The organism is Aquabacterium sp. TM01, from assembly GCF_057808345.1.
The window spans coordinates 3,740,815-3,759,131 of record NZ_AP046529.1 but is presented as its reverse complement, the minus strand read 5'-3'; the positions used below and the strand labels follow the sequence as shown (position 1 = coordinate 3,759,131).

The following is an 18,317-nucleotide window of genomic DNA, read 5'->3' as shown; positions in this document are numbered from 1 at the left end:
CACAAGCGGTGGATGATGTGGTTTAATTCGATGCAACGCGAAAAACCTTACCTACCCTTGACATGTCAAGAATTTTGCAGAGATGTGAAAGTGCTCGAAAGAGAACTTGAACACAGGTGCTGCATGGCCGTCGTCAGCTCGTGTCGTGAGATGTTGGGTTAAGTCCCGCAACGAGCGCAACCCTTGTCATTAGTTGCTACGCAAGAGCACTCTAATGAGACTGCCGGTGACAAACCGGAGGAAGGTGGGGATGACGTCAGGTCCTCATGGCCCTTATGGGTAGGGCTACACACGTCATACAATGGCCGGTACAGAGGGTTGCCAACCCGCGAGGGGGAGCCAATCCCAGAAAACCGGTCGTAGTCCGGATCGTAGTCTGCAACTCGACTGCGTGAAGTCGGAATCGCTAGTAATCGCGGATCAGCTTGCCGCGGTGAATACGTTCCCGGGTCTTGTACACACCGCCCGTCACACCATGGGAGCGGGTTCTGCCAGAAGTAGTTAGCCTAACCGCAAGGAGGGCGATTACCACGGCAGGGTTCGTGACTGGGGTGAAGTCGTAACAAGGTAGCCGTATCGGAAGGTGCGGCTGGATCACCTCCTTTCTGGAAAAAATACGGAAGTTGCCTCGACGTCTACGGATGTTGAACGCGATGGAAGTCATGAAAAAAAGTGCTGATGGAATTCAAGCACCCACACTTATCGGCTGTTGATTGACAACAAGAGTGAAGCCAGTTGGGTCTGTAGCTCAGTCGGTTAGAGCACCGTCTTGATAAGGCGGGGGTCGTTGGTTCGAATCCAACCAGACCCACCAACTTACCAAGGCGTGACATGCGGGATAAAAGTCCTGGATGAATTGCCTCATACGGGGGATTAGCTCAGCTGGGAGAGCACCTGCTTTGCAAGCAGGGGGTCGTCGGTTCGATCCCGTCATCCTCCACCAACTTCACTTGTGTTTGACTGCAAACCTTAAGGTCTGCTGGTATGAATGATTCATGCCAGAAGGGCGCTAAGGTTTGCAGCGTAAGCTGTTGTTCTTTAAAAATTCGTAGAGTCGAAAATCAGCGTTGCTGGTGGAAAGTGTAGATTCGTAAAGGGGTCTGCACACCGTGCCATCAGCAACATATTGATTGCGTCAAAATACAGACATTAATACAAGATATTAATGATCGGCATAACGCGAAGCTGCATGCTTAAACCGGCATGCGGCGCTCAAAACAGTCCTTGACCGACGCTCTTAGCATTGGGCGTCAAAGTTATAGGGTCAAGTGACTAAGTGCATGTGGTGGATGCCTTGGCGATTACAGGCGATGAAGGACGTGATAGCCTGCGAAAAGCTTCGGGGAGCTGGCAAATTAGCTTTGATCCGGAGATATCCGAATGGGGAAACCCACCCGCAAGGGTATCGCATACTGAATACATAGGTATGCGAGGCGAACCGAGTGAACTGAAACATCTAAGTAACTCGAGGAAAAGACATCAACCGAGATTCCGAAAGTAGTGGCGAGCGAAATCGGAACAGCCTAGTGCTCTTTAGCAGTTGACTTATCAAAACGGAATGGAAAGTCCGGCCATAGTGGGTGATAGCCCCGTATGAGAAAAGTCTTCTGTGGAACTGAGTGCACGATAAGTAGGGCGGGACACGAGAAATCCTGTCTGAAGATGGGGGGACCATCCTCCAAGGCTAAATACTCGTAATCGACCGATAGTGAACAAGTACCGTGAGGGAAAGGCGAAAAGAACCCCGGGAGGGGAGTGAAATAGATCCTGAAACCGCATGCATACAAAAAGTCGGAGCCTGGAAACGGGTGACGGCGTACCTTTTGTATAATGGGTCAGCGACTTACATTCAGTGGCAAGCTTAACCGAATAGGGAAGGCGAAGGGAAACCGAGTCCGAATAGGGCGTCTAGTCGCTGGGTGTAGACCCGAAACCAAGTGATCTATCCATGGCCAGGATGAAGGTGCGGTAACACGCACTGGAGGTCCGAACCGACTAATGTTGCAAAATTAGCGGATGAGCTGTGGATAGGGGTGAAAGGCTAAACAAACTTGGAAATAGCTGGTTCTCTCCGAAAACTATTTAGGTAGTGCCTCAAGTATTACCGTCGGGGGTAGAGCACTGTTATGGCTAGGGGGTCATGGCGACTTACCAAACCATTGCAAACTCCGAATACCGATGAGTACAGCTTGGGAGACAGAGCACCGGGTGCTAACGTCCGGACTCAAGAGGGAAACAACCCAGACCGCCAGCTAAGGTCCCTAAAATTGGCTAAGTGGGAAACGAAGTGGGAAGGCTAAAACAGTCAGGATGTTGGCTTAGAAGCAGCCATCATTTAAAGAAAGCGTAATAGCTCACTGATCGAGTCGTCCTGCGCGGAAGATGTAACGGGGCTAAGCCAGTTACCGAAGCTGCGGATTCACAGTTTACTGTGAGTGGTAGGAGAGCGTTCTGTAAGCCTGTGAAGGTGGCTTGTAAAGGCTGCTGGAGGTATCAGAAGTGCGAATGCTGACATGAGTAGCGTTAAAGGGGGTGAAAAGCCCCCTCGCCGAAAGCGCAAGGTTTCCTACGCAACGTTCATCGGCGTAGGGTGAGTCGGCCCCTAAGGCGAGGCAGAGATGCGTAGCTGATGGGAAACAGGTTAATATTCCTGTACCGATCTATAGTGCGATGTGGGGACGGAGAAGGTTAGCTCAGCCAACTGTTGGAATAGTTGGTTCAAGCATGTAGGCGTGCTCTTTAGGCAAATCCGGAGAGCTTAGCTGAGGTGTGATAACGAGGCTGCTTGCAGCCGAAGTGAGTGATACCCTGCTTCCAGGAAAAGCCACTAAGCTTCAGCTATAGATTGACCGTACCGCAAACCGACACTGGTGCGCGAGATGAGTATTCTAAGGCGCTTGAGAGAACTCTGGAGAAGGAACTCGGCAAATTGACACCGTAACTTCGGAAGAAGGTGTGCCTTTAGTAGGTGAACCATTTACTTGGGGAGCCCAATGAGGTCGCAGAGAATCGGTGGCTGCAACTGTTTAATAAAAACACAGCACTCTGCAAAGACGAAAGTCGACGTATAGGGTGTGACGCCTGCCCGGTGCTGGAAGATTAATTGATGGGGTGCAAGCTCTTGATCGAAGTCCCAGTAAACGGCGGCCGTAACTATAACGGTCCTAAGGTAGCGAAATTCCTTGTCGGGTAAGTTCCGACCTGCACGAATGGCGTAATGATGGCCACACTGTCTCCTCCAGAGACTCAGCGAAGTTGAAATGTTTGTGATGATGCAATCTCCCCGCGGAAAGACGGAAAGACCCCATGAACCTTTACTGTAGCTTTACATTGGACTTTGAACAGATCTGTGTAGGATAGGTGGGAGGCTTTGAAGCATGAACGCTAGTTTGTGTGGAGCCGACGTTGAAATACCACCCTGGTGTGTTTGAGGTTCTAACCTTGGCCCGTTATCCGGGTTGGGGACAGTGTATGGTGGGCAGTTTGACTGGGGCGGTCTCCTCCCAAAGTGTAACGGAGGAGTTCGAAGGTACGCTAGATACGGTCGGAAATCGTGTTGATAGTGCATTGGCATAAGCGTGCTTGACTGCGAGACTGACAAGTCGAGCAGGTACGAAAGTAGGACAAAGTGATCCGGTGGTTCTGTATGGAAGGGCCATCGCTCAACGGATAAAAGGTACTCTGGGGATAACAGGCTGATACCGCCCAAGAGTTCATATCGACGGCGGTGTTTGGCACCTCGATGTCGGCTCATCTCATCCTGGGGCTGTAGCCGGTCCCAAGGGTATGGCTGTTCGCCATTTAAAGAGGTACGTGAGCTGGGTTTAAAACGTCGTGAGACAGTTTGGTCCCTATCTTCCGTGGGCGCTGCAAGATTGAGAGAGCCTGCTCCTAGTACGAGAGGACCGGAGTGGACACACCTCTGGTGTATCGGTTGTCACGCCAGTGGCATTGCCGAGTAGCTAAGTGTGGAAGAGATAACCGCTGAAAGCATCTAAGCGGGAAACTCGTCTCAAGATGAGTCTTGCCGGGGCCTTGAGCCCCCTGAAGGGTCGTTGTAGACCACGACGTTGATAGGCTGGGTGTGGAAGCGCAGTAATGCGTTAAGCTAACCAGTACTAATTGCCCGTGAGGCTTGACCCTATAACTTTGATGGATCAATGCAGCTAATTCAAATTAGCTTGCGGTCCGGACTGTTTGAATACACGTTATACCGATGAATATCGCTCAGGCGACATTCTCTGTGCACGCAATCAATATTGAAGCTGATTTAATAGTAGACTTTACGAATTGACTGATCTGGTGCGCACGACAAGGTGCGCCAGGTCAGGAACCGTTTAAGCCTGATGACCATAGCGAGTTGGTCCCACTCCTTCCCATCCCGAACAGGACAGTGAAACGACTCAGCGCCGATGATAGTGCGGATTCCCGTGTGAAAGTAGGTCATCGTCAGGCTACCTATAGTGAGAAAAGCCCCTGCTAAGGCAGGGGCTTTTGCTTCTCTGGGTGTGCAGGCAGCGAACGGAAGTTCGTTGAGGTGCTCATCTTGTGAGGCGTCCACTGCTCAGTCAGGCCTGCCGGCCGCGCTGACCAGGTGTTGCGAAAAAAATCGCACCAGACGCTTGACAAGATAGGCAAAAACGAGTGATAATCTCGTTTCTGCGCTGACAACAAGTCAGCAACGTTCTTTAAAAATTAGCAGCCGATAAGCGTGGGTGTTTGGATGAAAGAGGCCAAATGCTCACGGTAAAAGAAGTGCGTTAAATCACTTCAATTCCGTTAAGAGCGAGTTTACAGAGATTAAACTGAAGAGTTTGATCCTGGCTCAGATTGAACGCTGGCGGCATGCCTTACACATGCAAGTCGAACGGCAGCACGGGAGCAATCCTGGTGGCGAGTGGCGAACGGGTGAGTAATATATCGGAACGTGCCCAGTAGTGGGGGATAGCCCGGCGAAAGCCGGATTAATACCGCATACGACCTGAGGGTGAAAGCGGGGGATCGCAAGACCTCGCGCTATTGGAGCGGCCGATATCAGATTAGCTAGTTGGTGGGGTAAAGGCCTACCAAGGCTACGATCTGTAGTTGGTCTGAGAGGACGACCAGCCACACTGGGACTGAGACACGGCCCAGACTCCTACGGGAGGCAGCAGTGGGGAATTTTGGACAATGGGCGAAAGCCTGATCCAGCAATGCCGCGTGCAGGAAGAAGGCCTTCGGGTTGTAAACTGCTTTTGTCAGGGAAGAAATCTTCTGGGCTAATACCCCGGGAGGATGACGGTACCTGAAGAATAAGCACCGGCTAACTACGTGCCAGCAGCCGCGGTAATACGTAGGGTGCGAGCGTTAATCGGAATTACTGGGCGTAAAGCGTGCGCAGGCGGCTTTGCAAGACAGATGTGAAATCCCCGGGCTCAACCTGGGAACTGCATTTGTGACTGCAAGGCTAGAGTACGGCAGAGGGGGATGGAATTCCGCGTGTAGCAGTGAAATGCGTAGATATGCGGAGGAACACCAATGGCGAAGGCAATCCCCTGGGCCTGTACTGACGCTCATGCACGAAAGCGTGGGGAGCAAACAGGATTAGATACCCTGGTAGTCCACGCCCTAAACGATGTCAACTGGTTGTTGGACGGCTTGCTGTTCAGTAACGAAGCTAACGCGTGAAGTTGACCGCCTGGGGAGTACGGCCGCAAGGTTGAAACTCAAAGGAATTGACGGGGACCCGCACAAGCGGTGGATGATGTGGTTTAATTCGATGCAACGCGAAAAACCTTACCTACCCTTGACATGTCAAGAATTTTGCAGAGATGTGAAAGTGCTCGAAAGAGAACTTGAACACAGGTGCTGCATGGCCGTCGTCAGCTCGTGTCGTGAGATGTTGGGTTAAGTCCCGCAACGAGCGCAACCCTTGTCATTAGTTGCTACGCAAGAGCACTCTAATGAGACTGCCGGTGACAAACCGGAGGAAGGTGGGGATGACGTCAGGTCCTCATGGCCCTTATGGGTAGGGCTACACACGTCATACAATGGCCGGTACAGAGGGTTGCCAACCCGCGAGGGGGAGCCAATCCCAGAAAACCGGTCGTAGTCCGGATCGTAGTCTGCAACTCGACTGCGTGAAGTCGGAATCGCTAGTAATCGCGGATCAGCTTGCCGCGGTGAATACGTTCCCGGGTCTTGTACACACCGCCCGTCACACCATGGGAGCGGGTTCTGCCAGAAGTAGTTAGCCTAACCGCAAGGAGGGCGATTACCACGGCAGGGTTCGTGACTGGGGTGAAGTCGTAACAAGGTAGCCGTATCGGAAGGTGCGGCTGGATCACCTCCTTTCTGGAAAAAATACGGAAGTTGCCTCGACGTCTACGGATGTTGAACGCGATGGAAGTCATGAAAAAAAGTGCTGATGGAATTCAAGCACCCACACTTATCGGCTGTTGATTGACAACAAGAGTGAAGCCAGTTGGGTCTGTAGCTCAGTCGGTTAGAGCACCGTCTTGATAAGGCGGGGGTCGTTGGTTCGAATCCAACCAGACCCACCAACTTACCAAGGCGTGACATGCGGGATAAAAGTCCTGGATGAATTGCCTCATACGGGGGATTAGCTCAGCTGGGAGAGCACCTGCTTTGCAAGCAGGGGGTCGTCGGTTCGATCCCGTCATCCTCCACCAACTTCACTTGTGTTTGACTGCAAACCTTAAGGTCTGCTGGTATGAATGATTCATGCCAGAAGGGCGCTAAGGTTTGCAGCGTAAGCTGTTGTTCTTTAAAAATTCGTAGAGTCGAAAATCAGCGTTGCTGGTGGAAAGTGTAGATTCGTAAAGGGGTCTGCACACCGTGCCATCAGCAACATATTGATTGCGTCAAAATACAGACATTAATACAAGATATTAATGATCGGCATAACGCGAAGCTGCATGCTTAAACCGGCATGCGGCGCTCAAAACAGTCCTTGACCGACGCTCTTAGCATTGGGCGTCAAAGTTATAGGGTCAAGTGACTAAGTGCATGTGGTGGATGCCTTGGCGATTACAGGCGATGAAGGACGTGATAGCCTGCGAAAAGCTTCGGGGAGCTGGCAAATTAGCTTTGATCCGGAGATATCCGAATGGGGAAACCCACCCGCAAGGGTATCGCATACTGAATACATAGGTATGCGAGGCGAACCGAGTGAACTGAAACATCTAAGTAACTCGAGGAAAAGACATCAACCGAGATTCCGAAAGTAGTGGCGAGCGAAATCGGAACAGCCTAGTGCTCTTTAGCAGTTGACTTATCAAAACGGAATGGAAAGTCCGGCCATAGTGGGTGATAGCCCCGTATGAGAAAAGTCTTCTGTGGAACTGAGTGCACGATAAGTAGGGCGGGACACGAGAAATCCTGTCTGAAGATGGGGGGACCATCCTCCAAGGCTAAATACTCGTAATCGACCGATAGTGAACAAGTACCGTGAGGGAAAGGCGAAAAGAACCCCGGGAGGGGAGTGAAATAGATCCTGAAACCGCATGCATACAAAAAGTCGGAGCCTGGAAACGGGTGACGGCGTACCTTTTGTATAATGGGTCAGCGACTTACATTCAGTGGCAAGCTTAACCGAATAGGGAAGGCGAAGGGAAACCGAGTCCGAATAGGGCGTCTAGTCGCTGGGTGTAGACCCGAAACCAAGTGATCTATCCATGGCCAGGATGAAGGTGCGGTAACACGCACTGGAGGTCCGAACCGACTAATGTTGCAAAATTAGCGGATGAGCTGTGGATAGGGGTGAAAGGCTAAACAAACTTGGAAATAGCTGGTTCTCTCCGAAAACTATTTAGGTAGTGCCTCAAGTATTACCGTCGGGGGTAGAGCACTGTTATGGCTAGGGGGTCATGGCGACTTACCAAACCATTGCAAACTCCGAATACCGATGAGTACAGCTTGGGAGACAGAGCACCGGGTGCTAACGTCCGGACTCAAGAGGGAAACAACCCAGACCGCCAGCTAAGGTCCCTAAAATTGGCTAAGTGGGAAACGAAGTGGGAAGGCTAAAACAGTCAGGATGTTGGCTTAGAAGCAGCCATCATTTAAAGAAAGCGTAATAGCTCACTGATCGAGTCGTCCTGCGCGGAAGATGTAACGGGGCTAAGCCAGTTACCGAAGCTGCGGATTCACAGTTTACTGTGAGTGGTAGGAGAGCGTTCTGTAAGCCTGTGAAGGTGGCTTGTAAAGGCTGCTGGAGGTATCAGAAGTGCGAATGCTGACATGAGTAGCGTTAAAGGGGGTGAAAAGCCCCCTCGCCGAAAGCGCAAGGTTTCCTACGCAACGTTCATCGGCGTAGGGTGAGTCGGCCCCTAAGGCGAGGCAGAGATGCGTAGCTGATGGGAAACAGGTTAATATTCCTGTACCGATCTATAGTGCGATGTGGGGACGGAGAAGGTTAGCTCAGCCAACTGTTGGAATAGTTGGTTCAAGCATGTAGGCGTGCTCTTTAGGCAAATCCGGAGAGCTTAGCTGAGGTGTGATAACGAGGCTGCTTGCAGCCGAAGTGAGTGATACCCTGCTTCCAGGAAAAGCCACTAAGCTTCAGCTATAGATTGACCGTACCGCAAACCGACACTGGTGCGCGAGATGAGTATTCTAAGGCGCTTGAGAGAACTCTGGAGAAGGAACTCGGCAAATTGACACCGTAACTTCGGAAGAAGGTGTGCCTTTAGTAGGTGAACCATTTACTTGGGGAGCCCAATGAGGTCGCAGAGAATCGGTGGCTGCAACTGTTTAATAAAAACACAGCACTCTGCAAAGACGAAAGTCGACGTATAGGGTGTGACGCCTGCCCGGTGCTGGAAGATTAATTGATGGGGTGCAAGCTCTTGATCGAAGTCCCAGTAAACGGCGGCCGTAACTATAACGGTCCTAAGGTAGCGAAATTCCTTGTCGGGTAAGTTCCGACCTGCACGAATGGCGTAATGATGGCCACACTGTCTCCTCCAGAGACTCAGCGAAGTTGAAATGTTTGTGATGATGCAATCTCCCCGCGGAAAGACGGAAAGACCCCATGAACCTTTACTGTAGCTTTACATTGGACTTTGAACAGATCTGTGTAGGATAGGTGGGAGGCTTTGAAGCATGAACGCTAGTTTGTGTGGAGCCGACGTTGAAATACCACCCTGGTGTGTTTGAGGTTCTAACCTTGGCCCGTTATCCGGGTTGGGGACAGTGTATGGTGGGCAGTTTGACTGGGGCGGTCTCCTCCCAAAGTGTAACGGAGGAGTTCGAAGGTACGCTAGATACGGTCGGAAATCGTGTTGATAGTGCATTGGCATAAGCGTGCTTGACTGCGAGACTGACAAGTCGAGCAGGTACGAAAGTAGGACAAAGTGATCCGGTGGTTCTGTATGGAAGGGCCATCGCTCAACGGATAAAAGGTACTCTGGGGATAACAGGCTGATACCGCCCAAGAGTTCATATCGACGGCGGTGTTTGGCACCTCGATGTCGGCTCATCTCATCCTGGGGCTGTAGCCGGTCCCAAGGGTATGGCTGTTCGCCATTTAAAGAGGTACGTGAGCTGGGTTTAAAACGTCGTGAGACAGTTTGGTCCCTATCTTCCGTGGGCGCTGCAAGATTGAGAGAGCCTGCTCCTAGTACGAGAGGACCGGAGTGGACACACCTCTGGTGTATCGGTTGTCACGCCAGTGGCATTGCCGAGTAGCTAAGTGTGGAAGAGATAACCGCTGAAAGCATCTAAGCGGGAAACTCGTCTCAAGATGAGTCTTGCCGGGGCCTTGAGCCCCCTGAAGGGTCGTTGTAGACCACGACGTTGATAGGCTGGGTGTGGAAGCGCAGTAATGCGTTAAGCTAACCAGTACTAATTGCCCGTGAGGCTTGACCCTATAACTTTGATGGATCAATGCAGCTAATTCAAATTAGCTTGCGGTCCGGACTGTTTGAATACACGTTATACCGATGAATATCGCTCAGGCGACATTCTCTGTGCACGCAATCAATATTGAAGCTGATTTAATAGTAGACTCTACGAATTGACTGATCTGGTGCGCACGACAAGGTGCGCCAGGTCAGGAACCGTTTAAGCCTGATGACCATAGCGAGTTGGTCCCACTCCTTCCCATCCCGAACAGGACAGTGAAACGACTCAGCGCCGATGATAGTGCGGATTCCCGTGTGAAAGTAGGTCATCGTCAGGCTACCTATAGTGAGAAAAGCCCCTGCTAAGGCAGGGGCTTTTGCTTCTCTGGGTGTGCAGGCAGCGAACGGAAGTTCGTTGAGGTGCTCATCTTGTGAGGCGTCCACTGCTCAGTCAGGCCTGCCGGCCGCGCTGACCAGGTGTTGCGAAAAAAATCGCACCAGACGCTTGACAAGATAGGCAAAAACGAGTGATAATCTCGTTTCTGCGCTGACAACAAGTCAGCAACGTTCTTTAAAAATTAGCAGCCGATAAGCGTGGGTGTTTGGATGAAAGAGGCCAAATGCTCACGGTAAAAGAAGTGCGTTAAATCACTTCAATTCCGTTAAGAGCGAGTTTACAGAGATTAAACTGAAGAGTTTGATCCTGGCTCAGATTGAACGCTGGCGGCATGCCTTACACATGCAAGTCGAACGGCAGCACGGGAGCAATCCTGGTGGCGAGTGGCGAACGGGTGAGTAATATATCGGAACGTGCCCAGTAGTGGGGGATAGCCCGGCGAAAGCCGGATTAATACCGCATACGACCTGAGGGTGAAAGCGGGGGATCGCAAGACCTCGCGCTATTGGAGCGGCCGATATCAGATTAGCTAGTTGGTGGGGTAAAGGCCTACCAAGGCTACGATCTGTAGTTGGTCTGAGAGGACGACCAGCCACACTGGGACTGAGACACGGCCCAGACTCCTACGGGAGGCAGCAGTGGGGAATTTTGGACAATGGGCGAAAGCCTGATCCAGCAATGCCGCGTGCAGGAAGAAGGCCTTCGGGTTGTAAACTGCTTTTGTCAGGGAAGAAATCTTCTGGGCTAATACCCCGGGAGGATGACGGTACCTGAAGAATAAGCACCGGCTAACTACGTGCCAGCAGCCGCGGTAATACGTAGGGTGCGAGCGTTAATCGGAATTACTGGGCGTAAAGCGTGCGCAGGCGGCTTTGCAAGACAGATGTGAAATCCCCGGGCTCAACCTGGGAACTGCATTTGTGACTGCAAGGCTAGAGTACGGCAGAGGGGGATGGAATTCCGCGTGTAGCAGTGAAATGCGTAGATATGCGGAGGAACACCAATGGCGAAGGCAATCCCCTGGGCCTGTACTGACGCTCATGCACGAAAGCGTGGGGAGCAAACAGGATTAGATACCCTGGTAGTCCACGCCCTAAACGATGTCAACTGGTTGTTGGACGGCTTGCTGTTCAGTAACGAAGCTAACGCGTGAAGTTGACCGCCTGGGGAGTACGGCCGCAAGGTTGAAACTCAAAGGAATTGACGGGGACCCGCACAAGCGGTGGATGATGTGGTTTAATTCGATGCAACGCGAAAAACCTTACCTACCCTTGACATGTCAAGAATTTTGCAGAGATGTGAAAGTGCTCGAAAGAGAACTTGAACACAGGTGCTGCATGGCCGTCGTCAGCTCGTGTCGTGAGATGTTGGGTTAAGTCCCGCAACGAGCGCAACCCTTGTCATTAGTTGCTACGCAAGAGCACTCTAATGAGACTGCCGGTGACAAACCGGAGGAAGGTGGGGATGACGTCAGGTCCTCATGGCCCTTATGGGTAGGGCTACACACGTCATACAATGGCCGGTACAGAGGGTTGCCAACCCGCGAGGGGGAGCCAATCCCAGAAAACCGGTCGTAGTCCGGATCGTAGTCTGCAACTCGACTGCGTGAAGTCGGAATCGCTAGTAATCGCGGATCAGCTTGCCGCGGTGAATACGTTCCCGGGTCTTGTACACACCGCCCGTCACACCATGGGAGCGGGTTCTGCCAGAAGTAGTTAGCCTAACCGCAAGGAGGGCGATTACCACGGCAGGGTTCGTGACTGGGGTGAAGTCGTAACAAGGTAGCCGTATCGGAAGGTGCGGCTGGATCACCTCCTTTCTGGAAAAAATACGGAAGTTGCCTCGACGTCTACGGATGTTGAACGCGATGGAAGTCATGAAAAAAAGTGCTGATGGAATTCAAGCACCCACACTTATCGGCTGTTGATTGACAACAAGAGTGAAGCCAGTTGGGTCTGTAGCTCAGTCGGTTAGAGCACCGTCTTGATAAGGCGGGGGTCGTTGGTTCGAATCCAACCAGACCCACCAACTTACCAAGGCGTGACATGCGGGATAAAAGTCCTGGATGAATTGCCTCATACGGGGGATTAGCTCAGCTGGGAGAGCACCTGCTTTGCAAGCAGGGGGTCGTCGGTTCGATCCCGTCATCCTCCACCAACTTCACTTGTGTTTGACTGCAAACCTTAAGGTCTGCTGGTATGAATGATTCATGCCAGAAGGGCGCTAAGGTTTGCAGCGTAAGCTGTTGTTCTTTAAAAATTCGTAGAGTCGAAAATCAGCGTTGCTGGTGGAAAGTGTAGATTCGTAAAGGGGTCTGCACACCGTGCCATCAGCAACATATTGATTGCGTCAAAATACAGACATTAATACAAGATATTAATGATCGGCATAACGCGAAGCTGCATGCTTAAACCGGCATGCGGCGCTCAAAACAGTCCTTGACCGACGCTCTTAGCATTGGGCGTCAAAGTTATAGGGTCAAGTGACTAAGTGCATGTGGTGGATGCCTTGGCGATTACAGGCGATGAAGGACGTGATAGCCTGCGAAAAGCTTCGGGGAGCTGGCAAATTAGCTTTGATCCGGAGATATCCGAATGGGGAAACCCACCCGCAAGGGTATCGCATACTGAATACATAGGTATGCGAGGCGAACCGAGTGAACTGAAACATCTAAGTAACTCGAGGAAAAGACATCAACCGAGATTCCGAAAGTAGTGGCGAGCGAAATCGGAACAGCCTAGTGCTCTTTAGCAGTTGACTTATCAAAACGGAATGGAAAGTCCGGCCATAGTGGGTGATAGCCCCGTATGAGAAAAGTCTTCTGTGGAACTGAGTGCACGATAAGTAGGGCGGGACACGAGAAATCCTGTCTGAAGATGGGGGGACCATCCTCCAAGGCTAAATACTCGTAATCGACCGATAGTGAACAAGTACCGTGAGGGAAAGGCGAAAAGAACCCCGGGAGGGGAGTGAAATAGATCCTGAAACCGCATGCATACAAAAAGTCGGAGCCTGGAAACGGGTGACGGCGTACCTTTTGTATAATGGGTCAGCGACTTACATTCAGTGGCAAGCTTAACCGAATAGGGAAGGCGAAGGGAAACCGAGTCCGAATAGGGCGTCTAGTCGCTGGGTGTAGACCCGAAACCAAGTGATCTATCCATGGCCAGGATGAAGGTGCGGTAACACGCACTGGAGGTCCGAACCGACTAATGTTGCAAAATTAGCGGATGAGCTGTGGATAGGGGTGAAAGGCTAAACAAACTTGGAAATAGCTGGTTCTCTCCGAAAACTATTTAGGTAGTGCCTCAAGTATTACCGTCGGGGGTAGAGCACTGTTATGGCTAGGGGGTCATGGCGACTTACCAAACCATTGCAAACTCCGAATACCGATGAGTACAGCTTGGGAGACAGAGCACCGGGTGCTAACGTCCGGACTCAAGAGGGAAACAACCCAGACCGCCAGCTAAGGTCCCTAAAATTGGCTAAGTGGGAAACGAAGTGGGAAGGCTAAAACAGTCAGGATGTTGGCTTAGAAGCAGCCATCATTTAAAGAAAGCGTAATAGCTCACTGATCGAGTCGTCCTGCGCGGAAGATGTAACGGGGCTAAGCCAGTTACCGAAGCTGCGGATTCACAGTTTACTGTGAGTGGTAGGAGAGCGTTCTGTAAGCCTGTGAAGGTGGCTTGTAAAGGCTGCTGGAGGTATCAGAAGTGCGAATGCTGACATGAGTAGCGTTAAAGGGGGTGAAAAGCCCCCTCGCCGAAAGCGCAAGGTTTCCTACGCAACGTTCATCGGCGTAGGGTGAGTCGGCCCCTAAGGCGAGGCAGAGATGCGTAGCTGATGGGAAACAGGTTAATATTCCTGTACCGATCTATAGTGCGATGTGGGGACGGAGAAGGTTAGCTCAGCCAACTGTTGGAATAGTTGGTTCAAGCATGTAGGCGTGCTCTTTAGGCAAATCCGGAGAGCTTAGCTGAGGTGTGATAACGAGGCTGCTTGCAGCCGAAGTGAGTGATACCCTGCTTCCAGGAAAAGCCACTAAGCTTCAGCTATAGATTGACCGTACCGCAAACCGACACTGGTGCGCGAGATGAGTATTCTAAGGCGCTTGAGAGAACTCTGGAGAAGGAACTCGGCAAATTGACACCGTAACTTCGGAAGAAGGTGTGCCTTTAGTAGGTGAACCATTTACTTGGGGAGCCCAATGAGGTCGCAGAGAATCGGTGGCTGCAACTGTTTAATAAAAACACAGCACTCTGCAAAGACGAAAGTCGACGTATAGGGTGTGACGCCTGCCCGGTGCTGGAAGATTAATTGATGGGGTGCAAGCTCTTGATCGAAGTCCCAGTAAACGGCGGCCGTAACTATAACGGTCCTAAGGTAGCGAAATTCCTTGTCGGGTAAGTTCCGACCTGCACGAATGGCGTAATGATGGCCACACTGTCTCCTCCAGAGACTCAGCGAAGTTGAAATGTTTGTGATGATGCAATCTCCCCGCGGAAAGACGGAAAGACCCCATGAACCTTTACTGTAGCTTTACATTGGACTTTGAACAGATCTGTGTAGGATAGGTGGGAGGCTTTGAAGCATGAACGCTAGTTTGTGTGGAGCCGACGTTGAAATACCACCCTGGTGTGTTTGAGGTTCTAACCTTGGCCCGTTATCCGGGTTGGGGACAGTGTATGGTGGGCAGTTTGACTGGGGCGGTCTCCTCCCAAAGTGTAACGGAGGAGTTCGAAGGTACGCTAGATACGGTCGGAAATCGTGTTGATAGTGCATTGGCATAAGCGTGCTTGACTGCGAGACTGACAAGTCGAGCAGGTACGAAAGTAGGACAAAGTGATCCGGTGGTTCTGTATGGAAGGGCCATCGCTCAACGGATAAAAGGTACTCTGGGGATAACAGGCTGATACCGCCCAAGAGTTCATATCGACGGCGGTGTTTGGCACCTCGATGTCGGCTCATCTCATCCTGGGGCTGTAGCCGGTCCCAAGGGTATGGCTGTTCGCCATTTAAAGAGGTACGTGAGCTGGGTTTAAAACGTCGTGAGACAGTTTGGTCCCTATCTTCCGTGGGCGCTGCAAGATTGAGAGAGCCTGCTCCTAGTACGAGAGGACCGGAGTGGACACACCTCTGGTGTATCGGTTGTCACGCCAGTGGCATTGCCGAGTAGCTAAGTGTGGAAGAGATAACCGCTGAAAGCATCTAAGCGGGAAACTCGTCTCAAGATGAGTCTTGCCGGGGCCTTGAGCCCCCTGAAGGGTCGTTGTAGACCACGACGTTGATAGGCTGGGTGTGGAAGCGCAGTAATGCGTTAAGCTAACCAGTACTAATTGCCCGTGAGGCTTGACCCTATAACTTTGATGGATCAATGCAGCTAATTCAAATTAGCTTGCGGTCCGGACTGTTTGAATACACGTTATACCGATGAATATCGCTCAGGCGACATTCTCTGTGCACGCAATCAATATTGAAGCTGATTTAATAGTAGACTCTACGAATTGACTGATCTGGTGCGCACGACAAGGTGCGCCAGGTCAGGAACCGTTTAAGCCTGATGACCATAGCGAGTTGGTCCCACTCCTTCCCATCCCGAACAGGACAGTGAAACGACTCAGCGCCGATGATAGTGCGGATTCCCGTGTGAAAGTAGGTCATCGTCAGGCTACCTATAGTGAGAAAAGCCCCTGCTAAGGCAGGGGCTTTTGCTTCTCTGGGTGTGCAGGCAGCGAACGGAAGTTCGTTGAGGTGCTCATCTTGTGAGGCGTCCACTGCTCAGTCAGGCCTGCCGGCCGCGCTGACCAGGTGTTGCGAAAAAAATCGCACCAGACGCTTGACAAGATAGGCAAAAACGAGTGATAATCTCGTTTCTGCGCTGACAACAAGTCAGCAACGTTCTTTAAAAATTAGCAGCCGATAAGCGTGGGTGTTTGGATGAAAGAGGCCAAATGCTCACGGTAAAAGAAGTGCGTTAAATCACTTCAATTCCGTTAAGAGCGAGTTTACAGAGATTAAACTGAAGAGTTTGATCCTGGCTCAGATTGAACGCTGGCGGCATGCCTTACACATGCAAGTCGAACGGCAGCACGGGAGCAATCCTGGTGGCGAGTGGCGAACGGGTGAGTAATATATCGGAACGTGCCCAGTAGTGGGGGATAGCCCGGCGAAAGCCGGATTAATACCGCATACGACCTGAGGGTGAAAGCGGGGGATCGCAAGACCTCGCGCTATTGGAGCGGCCGATATCAGATTAGCTAGTTGGTGGGGTAAAGGCCTACCAAGGCTACGATCTGTAGTTGGTCTGAGAGGACGACCAGCCACACTGGGACTGAGACACGGCCCAGACTCCTACGGGAGGCAGCAGTGGGGAATTTTGGACAATGGGCGAAAGCCTGATCCAGCAATGCCGCGTGCAGGAAGAAGGCCTTCGGGTTGTAAACTGCTTTTGTCAGGGAAGAAATCTTCTGGGCTAATACCCCGGGAGGATGACGGTACCTGAAGAATAAGCACCGGCTAACTACGTGCCAGCAGCCGCGGTAATACGTAGGGTGCGAGCGTTAATCGGAATTACTGGGCGTAAAGCGTGCGCAGGCGGCTTTGCAAGACAGATGTGAAATCCCCGGGCTCAACCTGGGAACTGCATTTGTGACTGCAAGGCTAGAGTACGGCAGAGGGGGATGGAATTCCGCGTGTAGCAGTGAAATGCGTAGATATGCGGAGGAACACCAATGGCGAAGGCAATCCCCTGGGCCTGTACTGACGCTCATGCACGAAAGCGTGGGGAGCAAACAGGATTAGATACCCTGGTAGTCCACGCCCTAAACGATGTCAACTGGTTGTTGGACGGCTTGCTGTTCAGTAACGAAGCTAACGCGTGAAGTTGACCGCCTGGGGAGTACGGCCGCAAGGTTGAAACTCAAAGGAATTGACGGGGACCCGCACAAGCGGTGGATGATGTGGTTTAATTCGATGCAACGCGAAAAACCTTACCTACCCTTGACATGTCAAGAATTTTGCAGAGATGTGAAAGTGCTCGAAAGAGAACTTGAACACAGGTGCTGCATGGCCGTCGTCAGCTCGTGTCGTGAGATGTTGGGTTAAGTCCCGCAACGAGCGCAACCCTTGTCATTAGTTGCTACGCAAGAGCACTCTAATGAGACTGCCGGTGACAAACCGGAGGAAGGTGGGGATGACGTCAGGTCCTCATGGCCCTTATGGGTAGGGCTACACACGTCATACAATGGCCGGTACAGAGGGTTGCCAACCCGCGAGGGGGAGCCAATCCCAGAAAACCGGTCGTAGTCCGGATCGTAGTCTGCAACTCGACTGCGTGAAGTCGGAATCGCTAGTAATCGCGGATCAGCTTGCCGCGGTGAATACGTTCCCGGGTCTTGTACACACCGCCCGTCACACCATGGGAGCGGGTTCTGCCAGAAGTAGTTAGCCTAACCGCAAGGAGGGCGATTACCACGGCAGGGTTCGTGACTGGGGTGAAGTCGTAACAAGGTAGCCGTATCGGAAGGTGCGGCTGGATCACCTCCTTTCTGGAAAAAATACGGAAGTTGCCTCGACGTCTACGGATGTTGAACGCGATGGAAGTCATGAAAAAAAGTGCTGATGGAATTCAAGCACCCACACTTATCGGCTGTTGATTGACAACAAGAGTGAAGCCAGTTGGGTCTGTAGCTCAGTCGGTTAGAGCACCGTCTTGATAAGGCGGGGGTCGTTGGTTCGAATCCAACCAGACCCACCAACTTACCAAGGCGTGACATGCGGGATAAAAGTCCTGGATGAATTGCCTCATACGGGGGATTAGCTCAGCTGGGAGAGCACCTGCTTTGCAAGCAGGGGGTCGTCGGTTCGATCCCGTCATCCTCCACCAACTTCACTTGTGTTTGACTGCAAACCTTAAGGTCTGCTGGTATGAATGATTCATGCCAGAAGGGCGCTAAGGTTTGCAGCGTAAGCTGTTGTTCTTTAAAAATTCGTAGAGTCGAAAATCAGCGTTGCTGGTGGAAAGTGTAGATTCGTAAAGGGGTCTGCACACCGTGCCATCAGCAACATATTGATTG

The 18,317-nt window shown here is 51.6% G+C and carries 8 tRNA genes and 10 rRNA genes; all 18 read left to right on the top strand.

The features are described from left to right. Positions 1–605: ribosomal RNA gene (locus AC3WW4_RS17395) — 16S ribosomal RNA — on the top strand; the annotation flags it as partial. Positions 606–737: 132 nt separating this feature from the next. After that, positions 738–814: transfer RNA gene (locus AC3WW4_RS17390), tRNA-Ile, on the top strand. 53 nt (positions 815–867) lie between these two features. Further along, a tRNA-Ala gene (locus tag AC3WW4_RS17385) sits at positions 868–943 on the top strand. 319 nt (positions 944–1,262) lie between these two features. Continuing rightward, positions 1,263–4,143, top strand: a 23S ribosomal RNA gene (locus AC3WW4_RS17380). 199 nt (positions 4,144–4,342) lie between these two features. Beyond that, a 5S ribosomal RNA gene (gene rrf / locus AC3WW4_RS17375) occupies positions 4,343–4,455 on the top strand. A gap of 347 nt (positions 4,456–4,802) precedes the next feature. Then, a 16S ribosomal RNA gene (locus AC3WW4_RS17370) occupies positions 4,803–6,333 on the top strand. A gap of 132 nt (positions 6,334–6,465) precedes the next feature. Further along, positions 6,466–6,542 (top strand) — tRNA-Ile (locus tag AC3WW4_RS17365). Positions 6,543–6,595: 53 nt separating this feature from the next. Then, a tRNA-Ala gene (locus AC3WW4_RS17360) sits at positions 6,596–6,671 on the top strand. Between the two features lie 319 nt (positions 6,672–6,990). Further along, positions 6,991–9,871 (top strand): 23S ribosomal RNA (locus AC3WW4_RS17355). Positions 9,872–10,070: 199 nt separating this feature from the next. After that, positions 10,071–10,183: ribosomal RNA gene (gene rrf, locus AC3WW4_RS17350) — 5S ribosomal RNA — on the top strand. Between the two features lie 347 nt (positions 10,184–10,530). After that, positions 10,531–12,061 (top strand): 16S ribosomal RNA (locus AC3WW4_RS17345). A gap of 132 nt (positions 12,062–12,193) precedes the next feature. Beyond that, positions 12,194–12,270, top strand: a tRNA-Ile gene (locus AC3WW4_RS17340). Between the two features lie 53 nt (positions 12,271–12,323). Further along, positions 12,324–12,399 (top strand) — tRNA-Ala (locus tag AC3WW4_RS17335). 319 nt (positions 12,400–12,718) lie between these two features. After that, a 23S ribosomal RNA gene (locus AC3WW4_RS17330) occupies positions 12,719–15,599 on the top strand. A 199-nt stretch (positions 15,600–15,798) separates the two neighbouring features. Next, a 5S ribosomal RNA gene (gene rrf, locus AC3WW4_RS17325) occupies positions 15,799–15,911 on the top strand. Positions 15,912–16,258: 347 nt separating this feature from the next. Continuing rightward, positions 16,259–17,789: ribosomal RNA gene (locus tag AC3WW4_RS17320) — 16S ribosomal RNA — on the top strand. A gap of 132 nt (positions 17,790–17,921) precedes the next feature. Continuing rightward, positions 17,922–17,998 (top strand) — tRNA-Ile (locus AC3WW4_RS17315). A gap of 53 nt (positions 17,999–18,051) precedes the next feature. Further along, a tRNA-Ala gene (locus AC3WW4_RS17310) sits at positions 18,052–18,127 on the top strand. The last annotated feature ends 190 nt before the right edge of the window (positions 18,128–18,317 follow it).